The organism is Shinella sp. WSC3-e (assembly GCF_945994535.1).
Lineage (GTDB): Bacteria > Pseudomonadota > Alphaproteobacteria > Rhizobiales > Rhizobiaceae > Shinella > Shinella yambaruensis.
Genome location: NZ_OZ000532.1, coordinates 33958 through 48927 on the forward strand (window position 1 = coordinate 33958; position 14970 = coordinate 48927).

The window sequence follows — 14970 nt, forward strand, 5'->3', positions numbered from 1 at the left end:
CCCCGGCGCAGCCGAAGCACGGGCCATCCGCGTGACCGGCGTGGCGGCGCACGACATGCAAGAGGTCTCGGAAGCAATGGACGAACGGGTCGCCGTCATCGGCCTCGCCGGCCGCTTTCCCGGCGCGCCGGATGTGCACGCCTTCTGGAAGATGCTGGAGGCCGGCGCGTCGGGCCTTACGCAGGTGGAAAGCCGGCCGGATGTGGTCGGTGCGCGCTTCGCCCTTGCCGACAAGGAGTGCTTCGACGCCGCCCTCTTCGGCTTCGCGCCCTCGGAAGCAGCGCTGATGGACCCGCAGCAGCGCGTCTTCCTCGAAACGGCGTGGCACGCCATGGAGGACGCCGGCTACGGCGCGGGCGATGGCGGGCGCGTGACCGGCGTCTTCGCCGCCGCCGGGTTCGGCGATTATGTGCTGCGCCATGTGGGCCTGCGCTCCTATGCCGACAGCGCCGCCGACTATTTTGCCATGCTGATCGGCAACGACAAGGATTTCCTCGCCTCCCGCGTCGCCTATCTGCTCGACCTGAAGGGGCCGGCCGTCGTGGTGCAGAGCGCCTGCTCCAGCGGGCTGCTTGCCGTCCACCAGGCCGTCCAGTCGCTGCTGTCGCGCGAGATCGACATGGCGCTTGCCGGAGCCGTCTCCATCTCGATGGACATCGAAGAGGGCTACCATGCTGATCCCGGCGGGCCGATGTCGCCGACCGGCATGATCGCGCCCTTCAGCGCGGGCGCGAACGGCATCGTCGGCGGAAACGGCGTCGCCGCCCTCGTCCTGAAACGCCTCGGCGATGCCGAGCGGGACGGCGATTTCATCTACGCGGTCATCGAGGCCAGCGCCGCCAACAACGACGGGCGCGAGCGCGGCAATTTCACCGCGCCGGGCATCGCCGGCCAGAAGCGGGTTCTCTCCGAGGCGCTCGGCCTCAGCGGCCTTTCCCCCGCCGACGTCAGCTATATCGAGGCCCACGGCACCGGCACGCCGATCGGCGACCCGATCGAGATGGATGCCATCCGCGCCGTCTACGGCCATGGCGGGGCGCCGTGCCTCATCGGCTCCGTCAAAGCGAACACCGGCCATCTCAACACGGTGGCCGGGCTCGCCGGCCTCATCAAGGCCATCGGTATCGTGCGCACCGGCCTGGTACCGCCGACACTCAACTTCACCACGGCCAATCCGCTGCTGGATCTTGCCGGCTCGCGCTTTTCCATCTGCGATCGCCCGACGCGCCTTCCCCCCGCCGAGCGCCATGTCGCGGCCGTCAGCTCCTTCGGCTTCGGCGGCACCAATGTGCACATGCTGCTCTCCAGCCCGCCCCGCCGCGATGCGATCGCGGCGGAGGAGCCCGCGCTTCTCTGCTGGTCCGCCCGCACGCCGGATGACCTTGCGGCCATGGAGCGATCCCTCGCCGCCGCCTGGACCGCCGACAGCGGCGCAAGCCTCGTCGATCAGGCCGGGACGCTGCTGTTCGGCCGCCGGCACTTTCCGCACCGCCGGGCGCTCACGGCCCGCAACCCCGCGGAGGCGCTGCGCAAGCTGGAAGCCGGCGCCGCCACCCATTCCGCCGTGGCCGCACCTAGCCGGCCGATCTTCCTCTTCCCCGGCCAGGGCACGCAATTCGCCGGCATGGGCCGCCCCTTCCACGACAGCCTGCCGGTCTACCGCGAGACGCTGGACCGGTGCGCCGCCCTGATCGAACCTATGCTGGGAGAGGACATCCGCCCCCTGCTCTTCGGCGCCGAGGACGACGCGCTGAAGCCGACGCTGGTCACGCAATTCGCCCTGTTCGCGACGGAATACGCCCTCGCCCGCAGCCTGATGGCGGCCGGCCTCACGCCTGCCGCTCTGCTCGGGCACAGCATCGGCGAATATGTCGCCGCCTGCCTTGCCGGCGTCTTTTCGCTGGAGGACGCGCTCCGGCTCGTCCATGCCCGCGCGCGGCTGATGTCACGCCTGCCGGCGGCCGCCATGCTGTCCGTTCATGCCGGAAGGGAAGCGCTCGTACCCTATCTGCGGGACGGCAGCGTATCGCTCGCCGTCGTCAACCGCCACGATCGCTGCGTCGTCTCCGGTGCGCCCGAAGCCCTCGGCACCCTTGCGGACACGCTCGCCGCCGAGAGCATCGCGACGCGCATGCTGGCCGTCTCGCATGGCTTCCATTCCCACCTGATGGAACCGATCCTCGAGGAGTTCGCAGCGGCCTGCAGCACCGTCGCCTTCGCTGCACCGTCGATCCCCGTGCTCAGCAACACCAGCGGCGATGTCGCGGACGCAACGGAGATCACCGCCCCGGACTACTGGGTCCGGCATCTGCGCCAGACCGTCCGCTTCTCCGACAACGTCGCCAGCCTCGCCCGCCTGTGGCCCGGCGCGACCTGCCTGGAGCTCGGCCCCGGCACGAGCTGCACCGCCGCCGTCACGGGCGCCGCCGCAGATCTTCGCGCCCTGCCGACACTCGCCTCGAACGCCTCGCAAACGGAAGACCTCCTGTCGGCGCTCGGCCGGCTCTGGGTGGAGGGGCACGACGTCGACCCCGACCTCCTGATGCTGTATCGCGCTTGGCGGCGCACGCCGATGCCGGGCTATCCCTTCCAGCGCGTGGTCCATCTGCTGCCGCAGATAGTGCCGGGGCGGGAAAGCATGGCGAACCGGTCGCGGATCCTGCCGCCCGACGAATGGTTCCATGCCCCGCAATGGCGCACGCTGGCCTTGCCGAAGACTCCTTCAACGCCGGACCGCGGGCCACGCGTGCTCTTCCTGCCCGAGGGCGAGGCGGGGCTGGCCGGCCGCGGCGATATCCGCATCCACCCTGGCGAACACTATGCCGCGCTGCCGGACGGCGGGTTCCGGCTTCGTCCGGGACATGCCGGCGACTTTTCGAAGCTTGCCGACGCCTTGCAGGCGCGTGGCGTCACCGGCGCGAACTGCCTCTTCGGCTGGCTGATGGACGAGAAGGCCGACGCCCGAACGCATGGCCATGACAGCCTCGTGCGCCTTGTCCAGGCCTTTGCCCCCGCCGGCCTTCTCTCCCATATTGTCCTCTGCACGCGCACGCTTACCGCGCTCTGCGGCGACGAGTCGCCCGATGCGGAGCAGGCGCTTGCCCTCGGGGTTCTGAGAGCGATCCCGTTCGAGCAGGCCGGCCTTCGTGCAACCTGGCTGGATGCCGACCGGCTCCCCGCTCAGCCCGACCTCGATCGGCTGGAGGCGGTGCAGACCGCAGGCGGCGGCCTGTATGCCGGCGCCTTCGCCCTGCGTCGCGGCCGCTTCTGGCGGAGGGACGTTCCGCCGGTCGCGCTTGCGCCGGCGACGCTTCCCGACGTCATCCGCCCCGGCGGAACCTATCTCGTCGCCGGCGGCAATGGCGGGCTCGGCCGCCGCTTGGTCCAGGCGCTTGCCGCCGAGGGCTGCCATGTCATCGTCATCGCCCGATCGCTCGACGAAGACGCCCCGCATTTCGCCGAATGCCGGCGAAACGGCGGTCGTCTCACCCTCATACGGGGTTCCGCCGCAGACCGGGATCTCCTGCGCTCCGTCGCCGCGAGGCTCGTCGCGGCGGGCGAACGGCTCGACGGCATCTTTAACCTCGCCGGCCGCTATATCTCCCAAACGATCGCGGACATGACGCTCACCGGGACGGACGGCAACCGCCCCGCGAAGGTCGAAACGACGCGCGCGCTTCTCGACGTCTTCGGTCCAATGGAACCGGATTTCCTCGTCGCCTTTTCCTCGCTCGCCGGCGAAACCTCGGGCTACGGCAACAGCGACTACATGGCCGGCAACCTGTTCCTCGATTTTCTTGCCGAAAGCCGGGGGCCAGGCCCGCGCCTCGTCAGCATCGGCTGGGACAACTGGCGGGAGGGCGCGTTCGGGGCCGCGCAGGACGACGGAAAGACGCTTTTCGCCGGTGCGGCGGCCGACTCCATCGGCGTCGAGGCGGGCCTTGCCGCCCTCTGGCGGATCATCGCGAGCGGCCTCTCCCACGTGATCGTCACGCCGCGCAATCTCGACGACCGCCTGCGGGAAACGAGCGAGGCCGCCCGGCAACACCTGGAGCGCATGGCCACGCCCACGCAGCCGGCCACCATCGCGGCGGACGAGGGCTCCCCGCAGGAACGGGCAGTGCGGCTGCTGTTCGCGCAGACGCTGGGCCTTCCGGGCGTCGCCCCCACGGACGACTTCCTGCAGCTCGGCGGCGACTCCATCCTCGCCGTCCGCTTCCTCTCGAAACTGCGCCGCATCTTCCAGGTCGAGTTGGGGCTACCGGATTTTCTTTCGAACCGGACGGCCGCCCTTCTGTCGCGCCGGCTGGAAGCCGTCGCCGGGACGGAGCAGGTCGCCCTCGCCTACCTCCATATTCACGCCCTCCCGGACGCCGAGCGGCAGACGCTCGCGCGCCAGGTCGCCACAGCCTGAGACGGAACGTCATGTCGAGCAGCAGCACAGCCCTCTCCTTCGATCCGGCGCTTCTGAGCCGGCTCCTCGGCGTCGAAGCAGGCGCGGCACCGCCACAGCAGCGCACGGAGGACATTCACACGCCCTTCCCGCTGACGGAGATCCAGCGCGGCTACCTGCTCGGCCGCGATCCGTCGCTGCCGCTCGGCGGCGCGGCCTGCCAGTTCTACTACGAGCTGGATTGCGAGACGCTCGACATCACGCGCTACCGGGCGGCATGGGGCATCGTGATGGCGCGCCACCCGATGCTGCGCGCCCGCATCCTCGACGCGACGCGCCAGGAGATCGCTGAAACCATACCCGCACTGGAGATCGTCGTGCGCGATCTGAGCGACGACGAGGCGCGGGACGCGACGATGGACGCCATTCGCCGGCGTCTCGCGCGCGCCCTTCCGGCGGAGGACCGCTGGCCGATGATCGATGTGGAGCTCAGCCTCCTGCCGGCCGGCCGCGTGCGTGTCCATCTGCGCTTCGACCTCCTGATTGCCGACCAGCAGAGCATCCTCATCCTTCTCGACGAAGTGGCCCGCTTCTACCGCGATCCGGACCTTCACCTGCCCACGCCCGACATCACCTTCCGCGACTGCGTGCTCAGCGAGCCGGACGAGGCCGATCTCACCCGCGCCCACCGCTATTGGCGGGAGCGCGCGGAAAGCCTGCCGGATGCGCCGGCCCTGCCGGTGATCGCGCCCCCGAACGAGGCCGGCACGCCGGTCTACGACCGCCTCTCGCACACCATCGACAAAACGCGGTGGGACCGTCTCAAGGCCACGGCGGCGACGCTCGGCGTCACGCCCTCGACCGTGCTGCTCTCGCTGTTCGGCGAAGCGCTCTGCGCCTTCGCGGCCGACCCGCATTTCTGCCTCAACATGACGCTCTTCAACCGGCCGCCGATCCACCCGCATGTCGATCGCGTGGTCGGCGATTTCACCACCAACATGCTGTTCGAGGCCGATCTCCGGCAGGCCGAGACCCGGCGCGCCCGCTTTACCCGGCTCCAGGCGCTGCTCTGGCGCGGCATGGAGCACAGCCTCGTCAGCGGCACGGCCGTCACCCGCGAAATGGCTTTAGCGCGCGGCCATCTCGACCGCCCCCTGATGCCCGTCGTCTTCACCAGCACGCTGACGCAGAACGACACGCGCCTGTTTTCCGATGCCGCCGCCCAGCCGGGCCGGCCGGTGCTGGCCCTTTCCCAGACGCCGCAGGTCATGCTCGACAACCAGGTGATGGAATGGTCCGGCGCGCTGACGATCAATTGGGACATCGCCGTCAACGTGCTGGACATCGCCGTCGCCCGGCCGCTCTTCGACCGCTTCGTCACCCTGGTCGAAGCCGTCGCCGACGATCCGGCCATGCTGGAGGAGACGGTGGGCGGACGCGCCGACCCGTCCGAAGCGCTGATCGCCCCGGCGATCGTATCACAAGCCGAGCGGCGCGAGCGGCTCGCCGACCTGTGGCTGCGCGCCCTGCCGGACGCGATGGAGCGGCCCGCCGTCGCCACATCGGGCATGGTGCTGACCCATGCGGCGCTCGCCCGGCAGGTGGCGGGAATCGCGAACGCTCTCGTCGTCGCCGGCATCGGCCGCGGCAAGACGGTGGCGATCCGCCTCGAAAAATCGCCGGAACAGATCGCCGCCTGCCTCGCCGTCACGCTCGTCGGCGGCATCTATGTGCCGTTGGACACGGCCCAGCCGCTCGCCCGCCAGGCTCGCATCCTCGAAGATCTCGCACCGGCCGCCATGCTGGAGCGCGGTGCGACTCCCGACGCCCTTGCAACCTGCGCGCCGGCCGCGACGATCGACCTTTCCCGTCTTGGCGAAGGCGACCCCGCGCTGCTGCATCGCCTTGCCGGTGCGCAGCCGGATGATCCCGCCTACATCATCTACACGTCCGGCTCGACCGGGAATCCCAAGGGCGTGACGGTGACGCATGCGGCCGCCGTGAACACGATCGCGGATGTCAGCCGGCGCTTCGGCATCGGCGGCGCGGATTGCGTGCTCGGCATTTCGCAGCTTCACTTCGACCTTTCGGTCTACGACATTTTCGGCGTACTCGGCGCCGGCGGCACGCTCGTCCTGCCCGATCCCGCCGAACAGCAGAACCCCGCCCATTGGCACGCACTCGCGACCCGCCATGGCGTGACGCTCTGGAACAGCGTTCCCGGGCTCTTTTCGCTCTATGTCGACTATCACGAGGTCGCAGGCATCGCGCCGCCGCCGGCGCTGAAGACGGTGATGCTGAGCGGCGACTGGATCGGCCTCGACCTGCCGGGCCGCGCCCGCCGGCTCTGGCCGGACGCCGCACAATACAGCCTCGGCGGCGCGACGGAGGCGGCGATCTGGTCGATCTTCCATGCCATCGATGAGGTCGACCCGGCCTGGACGAGCATTCCCTACGGCCGGGCGCTCGGCCGCCAGCAGGTCTTCGTCCTCGACGGCGACCTCGCCATCGCGCCGATCGGCCATACCGGCGATCTCTACATCGCCGGCGACGGGCTCGCGCTCGGCTATCTCAACGATGCGGAAAAGACGGCCGCACACTTCTTCCCCCATCCGCGCACGGGCCTCGCCCTCTACCGGACGGGCGATCTCGGCGCCTATGGCCCCGACGGCGCGATCATCTTCCAGGGACGCGCCGACGCGCAGGTGAAGATCAACGGTTTTCGCGTGGAGCCTGGCGAGGTGGCGCGCGCCCTGCAGCGGCATCCGGATGTCGAGGAGGCGCAGGTGCTCGCCGTGGGCGATCCGCGCCGGCCGCGGCTCGTCGCCTTCTTCCGGCCGGCCCGGGCAAAAGTCGAGGAGACAGGGCTTGCGGCCCACCTCGCCGAGGAGCTGCCCGCCTACATGGTTCCCGCCGCGTTCAAGGCCGTCGACGCCTGGCCGCTCACGCCGAACGGCAAGCTCGACCGCAAGGCGCTCCTCGCCCTCGTCGCGCAGGAGCCCGAGGCCGCCCCTTCACGACATCGGTCGTCATCGGGCGAAGGGGTCGAGCGGGCTGTGCTGGAGATGGTCGCCGCGATCCTCCAGCGCCCCGCCGTCTCGCTCGACGACAATCTGGTCCATCTCGGGGCCTCGTCGCTCGAACTGATCGCGCTCGCCAACCGCATCGAGGCCTTCGCCGGCGCGCGACCTCCGCTGACGGACCTCGCCCGCGCCGTACGCCTGCCGGACCTCGTCGCCCTGGTGCAGGCGCTGGCGCCGCAAGGGGCGGCGCAGCCCGCCGAGCTCGTCGCCGGAGCCGCGGCCTTGCGCGCCCACCTTTCCCGCAACCCGGTTCTCACCGACCCGGTCGCCCGTCGCCTCTTCAAGAGCCGCCCCCGCCCGGTTGCCGCCGCCGAAGCGCCGGTCTTGCTGTCCGGGGCAGCCGAGCCGCCCGCCGCGGCGGCACGACGCAGCTGGCGCGATTTCATCGACCGTCCGCTGACGGCCGACGAGCTTTCCACCCTGCTCGCCCCGCTTCGCCGCCACTACAGGGATGGCGAGGAGCGCCGGCTCTACGCCTCGGCCGGCGGGCTCTATCCCGTCGGAACCTATCTCGCCGTTCCGCCGGGCGGGATCGAGGACCTCGCGCCGGGCGGCTATCGCTACGACCCGCAGGCGCACGCCCTATCGCCCTGCACGGCGCCGGACGGTTTTGCGGACCTCGCGCTGCTCAGCTCCGGAAGCCGCGAGACGCTGGCCGCAAGCCGCCTCGTCCTCTGCTTCGTGCTGTCGCTGGAGGCGATCGCGCCGCTCTACGACGCCGCGAGCCTCGGCTTCGGGCTCATCGAATGCGGGGCAATGTGCCAGGCGCTCGAACAGCAGGCCGTCGGCCGGCCGTTCGGCCTTTGCCAGATCGGCGACCTGCCGCTCGACGAGATGGGCCGCCGCTTCGCCCTCTCGCCGGACCATGTCTGCCTGCATGCCATGGCCGCCGGCGCGCTGGAGCCGCAGGCGCGCGAGCACTGGCTTTCCGCGACGACCGCCTATGCCCAGGACATGACGGAGGGCACGCTATGAGCCTCACGCAGCTTCTCGACGAGCTCGAACGCCACCGCATCCACCTCTGGGTCGAGGAGGGCCAGCTGCGCTTTCGCGCGCCCGCCGGCGCGATGACCGCCACCCTCAAGGCGAAGGTCGCGGAACAGAAGCAGGCGCTGCTCCAACGGCTGTCGACCGCCGCCGGTGCAGAGGCCGATCGCTTCGCGCCCTTCCCGCAGACGCCGATCCAGCAGGCCTATCTCGTCGGCCGCACCGGCGCGCTCGACCTCGGCGGCGTCTCCGCCAACAGCTATCTCGAATTCGAGCACGACGCCGTCGACTTCAGCCATGCCGACGCCTGCCTCAACGCGGTGATCGCGCGCCATGACATGCTGCGCACCGTCCTCCTGCCGGACGGCCTGCAAGCCGTGCTCGAAAGCGTGCCCGACTACACCGTGCCCGTCACGGACCTGCGCGCCCTGCCGGCGGAGGAGCAGGACCGCCGCCTTGCCGCGCTGCGCGAGGAGATCGGCGAACGGGTGCGCGATCCCTTCGCCTGGCCGCTCTTCGAGCTGCACTGGGTGCGCATCGACGGCGGCCTGCGGCTTCTCTCCTGCGTCGATCTCATCGCGCTCGACGCCTGGAGCAGCCAGCTCTTCCACCGGGAATGGTTCGCGCTGATCGACGGCGAGACGCTTGCACCCCCGCCCGCCATCCGCTTCCGCGACTGCGTGCTCTGCGGCGAGGATGCCGCGCGGAAAGCGGCCTCCCGGGACTATTGGAGCCGCGAACTGGACCTTCTGCCGCCCGCGCCCCGCCTGCCCGCCAGCCGGTCCGGCGGTCGCCCGGGCCGTTTCCGCCGCCGCGCCGGCCATCTCGACCAGACCCGCTGGAGCGCCCTGAAGGTGGCGTGCAAGGGCCTGGGCGTCACGCCCACCGGCCTTCTCGCCACGCTCTTCGCCAATGTGCTCTCCACCTGGAGCCGCAACGAGGACGTGGCCCTCAACGTCACGCTGTTCAACCGGCCGCCGATCCATCCGGATATCCGGCATGTGCTCGGCGAGTTCACCAACACGACGCTGCTCGGTTTTGCGGATATGGACGCCTCCCTCGCCGACCAGGTCCGCGCGACGCAGCAGCGGCTTCTGGAACGGCTGGAGCACAGCGCGGTCTCCGGCGTCGATCTCCTGCGCGACCTCGCCCGCCGCCGGCAGGATTATTCCGGTTCGCTCATGCCCGTCGTCTTCACCAGCCTTCTGATCGGCGAGGAGACGGACGGCGCGAAGGACGGACGGTGGCGGCAGGTCGCCGGCATCAGCCAGACGCCCCAGGTCGCCCTCGACCACCAGCTCTACGAGGAACGCGGCGGCCTCAGCTTCAACTGGGACATCGCCGAAGCCGCCCTCGACCTCGACGCGGCCACGGCCGCCTTCGAGCGCTATGTCGAAACCATCGTCGCGCTCGCCGACGATCCGGACCGGTGGAACCGCGCCGTCTCGCGCCGGCTCCCCGCCGGCCAGGCCGCCACGCGCTCCGCGCTCCATCACCCGCCCGCAATTCCGCTCGATGGCAGCCTCGATATCTCCGCGCCCTTCTGGGAGGGGCTCGAAACCCATTGGGACCGCGATGCGCTGCTGTGGAGCGGCGGACGCATGACCTACGGCGCGCTCGCCGCCCGGGCGGCGGATCTCGCCCGCCGGCTGCGCGAAGCCGGCGCCGGGCCGGGCGAACGCGTCGCCGTCCGGTTGCCAAAGGGGCCGCTGCAGGTCGTCGCCGTGCTGGCGATCCATCATGCAGGGGCGGTCTATGTGCCGGTCGCGCCGGACCTTCCGCCCGCCCGGGCAGAGGCCATGCTGCGGCAGGTCGCGCCCGTCGCCCGGATTCTCGATGCCGACGACGGGGCGGCGAACACGATCGTCGTCAGCCTCGACGACCCGGTTCCGGAGCTTTCGCCCGCCCGGGCGCCGGAGGGACGGGCAAAGGCCGACAGCGCGCGAGCGGCCTATGTCATCTTCACCTCCGGTTCGACCGGCATGCCCAAGGGCGTCACCATGTCCCACGGCGCGGTCGCCAACACGTTGGACGACATGGCGCGCCGCTTCGGCATGACCCCGCGGGACCGCGTCTTCGCGCTCTCCTCGCTCAGCTTCGACCTTTCGGTCTACGACATCTTCGCGCCGCTTTCCGCGGGCGCGGCCGTCGTGCTGCCGGATGCCGGCGCGGAGCGCGACCCGGCGCACTGGAGCGCCATGCTCTCCCAGCATGGTGTCACCATCTGGAATTCCGTGCCGATGCTGCTGGACATGCTGCTCGTCTGGTCCGCCAGCATGGCGGCCCCCCTGCCATCCTCGCTCCGCCTCGCGCTCGTCAGCGGCGACTGGGTGCCGCTCGATCTGCCTGGCCGGCTTTCCGCCGCCGCGCCGGAAACGCGGCTGATCGCGCTCGGCGGGGCGACCGAGGCCGCCATCTGGTCGAACTGGCAGGAAGCCGGCACCGTCGCACCGGAGTGGAAATCGGTGCCCTACGGCCGACCCCTCGCGAACCAGTATTTTCGCGTGCTCGACCGCTACGGCGCCGATCGCCCGGATCGCGTCGCAGGCCAGCTGTATATCGGCGGGCATGGCCTCGCCGACGACTATTGGGGCGACGGAGAAAAAACAGCTGCCGCCTTCGTCACCGCCGCCGACACGGGCGAACGCCTTTACCGAACGGGCGATCTCGGCTGCTTCTGGGAGGATGGAACGCTGGAATTCCTCGGGCGCGAGGACGGCCAGGTCAAGATCGGCGGACATCGCGTCGAACTCGGCGACGTCACCCACGCGCTCGAAAGCCACCCGGATGTGGCGCGTGCCGTCGCGCTGGTGCAGGAGGCCGCCGGCGGCCGGCAGATCGTCGCCCATGTCGCGGCGCGGGCCGTTGGCGCGCTTACCGAGGCAGCGCTGCGGGAACATTGCCGCGCGCTGCTACCGGCCTACATGGTCCCCGCCCGCTTCGGCGTCCATGCGGCCCTGCCGCTCTCGGCCAACGGCAAGATCGACCCGAAGGCGCTGCCCGCCTTCTCCAGCCAGAAGCCGAAAGCCGCCACGGCCGCTACGAGCCCCGTGCGAAAAATCCTCGAAGCGGTGATCGGCCGTCGGGGGCTTCCCGCCGACGTCAACTTCTTCGAACTCGGGGCCACGTCGATCCGGCTCGTCGAGGCGCATGCGCGGCTTCGCCGGGAGCTCGGCGTCGACCTGCCGGTGACCGACCTCTTCGTGCACACGACGATCGCCGCGCTGGAAGCCCACATGACCACCCTTCCCCCGCTTTCCGAGAGCGCCGCCACGGAGACCGCCTGATGCAACACACACCCGCCGCCCGCATCGCGGCAGATGCCGCCGTCACCGAAACGCTGCCCGCGGCCGGCCTTCACGGCCGGACCGTCTACGTTTCGCCGACCACAAGAATGATCGGCCACGGCATCGCGCTCAGCGCGCGGCCCGCCGGCGAGGATTTGCGCGAGACGGTCGCGCGCCTGCTCGCGACCGCCCGGAGCGAAGGTTTTCCGCCGGTCGTCGTCGGCGCGATCCCCTTCGATACGCAATCGCCCGCCAGCCTCTATGTGCCGGAACGCCTGGAGCGGCCGGGCCGGCCTGTTCCGCTCGCCGCGACGCCGGGCGAGGCGCCCGCGATCGTCGACGTCCGCCAGACCCCCTCGCCGTCCGGCTACCGGGATGCGGTGGCCCGCGGCCTTGCCCGCATCCGCCAGACGCACCTGAAGAAGCTGGTGCTCGCCCGCCGTCTCGAACTGGAGCTCGATGCGGCGCCGGACCTTGCCGGCCTGCTGGCGACGCTGATGCGGCGCCATCCGGGAAGCTTCGTCTACGGCGTGCCGCTCGACGCCGGCAACGGCGAGGATGCGGGCGTGCTGCTGGGCGCAAGTCCCGAGCTGCTGGTGCGCAAGGCCGGCGACCGGGTTTTCGCAAATCCGCTCGCCGGCACGATCGCCGCCGATCCGGATCGGCTGCGCAACGCCCGCAACATCGCCCGCCTGCTCGCCTCCGCGAAGGACCGCCAGGAGCACGCCTATACCAGCCGCGCCGTCGGCGACACGCTCCGCCCCTTCTGCAGGAGCCTCGACGTTCCCGAAACCCCGAGCGTGCTCGCCGCCGGTCCCGTCAATCACCTCTCGACCGTCATCACCGGCGAACTCGCCTCGCCCGGCGTGACCGCGCTCGACCTCGCCCTCGCGCTCCATCCGACGCCGGCCGTGGGCGGCGCGCCGACCGCCGAGGCGCTGGCGGCCATCGCGGATATCGAGGGGTTCGATCGCGGCCTCTATGCCGGGATGGTCGGCTGGTGCGACGAGAATGGCGACGGCGAATGGGCGGTGACACTCCGCTGCGCGGAAATCCGCGGCCGCCGCGTCCGCCTCTTCGCCGGCGCCGGCATCGTCGAGGGCTCGGACCCGGAGGCGGAGTACCGGGAAACAGAAACCAAGCTGAAAACCATGCTCCAGGCTCTCGGCCTGGAACCGTCCGCCGCCGGAAAGGCGCGGGCAGAAAGGTAGACCATGCTCCAGGAAACGGCCCAAGATCTTTCGGTGGACGCGCCGACCTGGCCGGAAACGTTTCGCGCACGCTATGTTCGCGAGGGTTTCTGGCAGGCGGAAACCTTTTCCGGCATGCTCGACCGCATCGCCGACCGCCATGCCGGCAAGACGGCGCTGATCGAGAGCGGCCGGCATGTCACCTACGAAGACCTTCGACGGCGCGCGGGCGCGCTTGCGGCCGGCCTTCGCCGCCTCGGCCTTCAAAAAGGCGACCGCGCCGTCGTGCAGATGCCGAACGGCATCGCCTTCGTCGAAGTCGTCTTCGCGCTCCTGCGCCTCGGCGTCGTTCCGGTTCTGGCGCTGCCCTCGCACCGCCATATCGAGATCGGCCGCTTCCTCGACTTCACCGAGGCCCGCGCCTACTTCATCGCCGACCGCGCCGGCGGCTTCGACTACCGGGCGCTCGCCCACGAGCTGCTTCCGGGCCTGCCGGCGCTCCGCCATGTGATCGTCGACGGCGAGGCCGAAGCCTTCACCGCGCTTTCCGGGCTCTTCGAGGACGCCGCGGTCGATGACGCCGCCCAGCCCGAGGATGTCGCGGTCTTCCAGATTTCCGGCGGCACGACCGGTGTGCCGAAGCTCATTCCGCGCCGGCACAACGAATATCTCTACAACATCCGCACCGCCGCCGCCGCAAGCGGCATGGCGGAGGACACCGTCTATCTCTGCGCGTTGCCCGTCGCCCACAATTTCCCCTTCGCCTGCCCCGGCATCATGGGAACCTTCGTCAGCGGCGGCACGGTCGTCATCGCCCCCGATCCCGACCCGAGGACGGCCTTCGCCCTCATCGCGGCGCATGGCGTGACGCTCACCTCGCTCGTGCCGCCCCTCGCCCTGCTCTGGATGGAGGCCGCCGGTGCGCCTGACGCCGACATATCGAGCCTCAGAACCCTGCAGGTGGGCGGCGCGAAGCTCAGCGAGGAAGCCGCGCGGCGCGTGCGCCCGCGCCTCGGCTGCGGCCTTCAGCAGGTCTTCGGCATGGCAGAGGGCCTGATCTGCTATACCGGCCTTGACGACGACGAGGAGACGATCGTCACCACCCAGGGCAGGCCCATGTCGCCGGCGGATGAAATCCGTGTGGTCGATGCCGAGGGCCGGGACGTCGCGCCCGGCGAGCCGGGCGAACTCCTGACGCGCGGGCCCTACACGATCCGCGGCTACTACAAGATCCCCGAGCACAATGAGAAAGCCTTCACGCCGGACGGCTTTTACCGCACCGGCGACATCGTGCGCCTGACGTCCGCCGGCTATCTCGTGCTCTCCGGCCGCGAGAAGGACCAGATCAACCGGGGTGGCGAAAAACTCTCGCCCGAGGAGGTGGAGAACCTGCTGCTTGCCCATGGAGACGTGCACGACGCGGCCGTCGTCGGCCTGCCGGACGAAACGCTCGGCGAACGCATCTGCGCCTTCGTGATCCCCCGGACCGGCGGGCTGAAACCGCTCGCCCTCATCCGGCATCTGAAGGCGCGGGGCCTCGCCGCGTTCAAGATGCCCGACCAGTTCGTCTTCATCGAGCGGTTCCCGGAAACCGGGATCGGCAAGGTGAGCAAGAAGGACCTGCGCGAACGGCTGAAGCAGCTTCACCTTTCCGCCGGCCTCGACAACGGAGATTGACGCGTGCCCTCAGCGAAAGACCTCGGCCTGCGCGCCGAAACGCCCGCGGACTGCCAGGACCTCGGCGACATCCGCCAGGCGATCGACACGATCGACCGCGCGCTCGTCGACCTGTTCGGCCTGCGCATGGGATACGTATTGGAGGCGGCCCGCTTCAAGCCTGACGTCGCCAGCATACCGGCGCCCGAGCGCGTTGCGGCCATGCTGCCCGAACGGCGGCGCTGGGCAGAGGAAAACGGGCTCGACCCGGATTTCATCGTGCCGCTTTTCAGCCAGATCATCCAGTGGTTCATTCAACAGCAGATCCATCATTGGGAACAGAAGAACGCGCCCCGGCGCGAGGCGGAGTAGGA

Annotated in this window: 6 protein-coding genes; all 6 read left to right on the top strand. The window is 70.3% G+C overall.

The window, feature by feature from the left end; genetic code table 11:
• Window positions 1–76: 76 nt before the first annotated feature.
• Genes AABF56_RS26945 through AABF56_RS26970 form a run of 6 tightly spaced genes read left to right on the top strand, consistent with a single transcriptional unit; the run spans window position 77 to window position 14968 of the window.
• The gene (locus AABF56_RS26945) at window positions 77–4414 is read left to right on the top strand and encodes an SDR family NAD(P)-dependent oxidoreductase (protein ID WP_272808172.1); all 4338 of its coding nucleotides are present in this window, start codon (window positions 77–79) and stop codon (window positions 4412–4414) included.
• Between the two features lie 11 nt (window positions 4415–4425).
• The gene (locus AABF56_RS26950) at window positions 4426–8451 is read left to right on the top strand and encodes a non-ribosomal peptide synthetase (RefSeq protein WP_272808173.1); all 4026 of its coding nucleotides are present in this window, start codon (window positions 4426–4428) and stop codon (window positions 8449–8451) included.
• Window positions 8448–11750, top strand: coding sequence for a non-ribosomal peptide synthetase (locus tag AABF56_RS26955; protein WP_272808174.1), 3303 nt, complete (start codon window positions 8448–8450; stop codon window positions 11748–11750). The genes AABF56_RS26950 and AABF56_RS26955 overlap by 4 nt, the downstream gene beginning before the upstream one ends.
• Entirely contained in the window at window positions 11750–12961 is a 1212-nt protein-coding gene (locus AABF56_RS26960) for an isochorismate synthase (RefSeq protein ID WP_272808175.1), read from the top strand. The genes AABF56_RS26955 and AABF56_RS26960 overlap by 1 nt, the downstream gene beginning before the upstream one ends.
• Window positions 12962–12964: 3 nt before the next feature.
• Window positions 12965–14617 (top strand): (2,3-dihydroxybenzoyl)adenylate synthase, encoded by a 1653-nt coding sequence (locus AABF56_RS26965; protein WP_272808176.1) that lies wholly within the window; start codon window positions 12965–12967, stop codon window positions 14615–14617.
• Window positions 14618–14620: 3 nt separating this feature from the next.
• Window positions 14621–14968, top strand: a complete 348-nt coding sequence (locus AABF56_RS26970; protein WP_272808177.1) for an isochorismate lyase — start codon at window positions 14621–14623, stop codon at window positions 14966–14968.
• The last annotated feature ends 2 nt before the right edge of the window (window positions 14969–14970 follow it).

Coding starts and splice junctions, on each gene's coding strand:
- AABF56_RS26945 (WP_272808172.1), top strand. CDS start 77: ATGGACGAACGGGTCGCCGTCATCGGCCTCGCCGGCCGCTTTCCCGGC.
- AABF56_RS26950 (WP_272808173.1), top strand. CDS start 4,426: ATGTCGAGCAGCAGCACAGCCCTCTCCTTCGATCCGGCGCTTCTGAGC.
- AABF56_RS26955 (WP_272808174.1), top strand. CDS start 8,448: ATGAGCCTCACGCAGCTTCTCGACGAGCTCGAACGCCACCGCATCCAC.
- AABF56_RS26960 (WP_272808175.1), top strand. CDS start 11,750: ATGCAACACACACCCGCCGCCCGCATCGCGGCAGATGCCGCCGTCACC.
- AABF56_RS26965 (WP_272808176.1), top strand. CDS start 12,965: ATGCTCCAGGAAACGGCCCAAGATCTTTCGGTGGACGCGCCGACCTGG.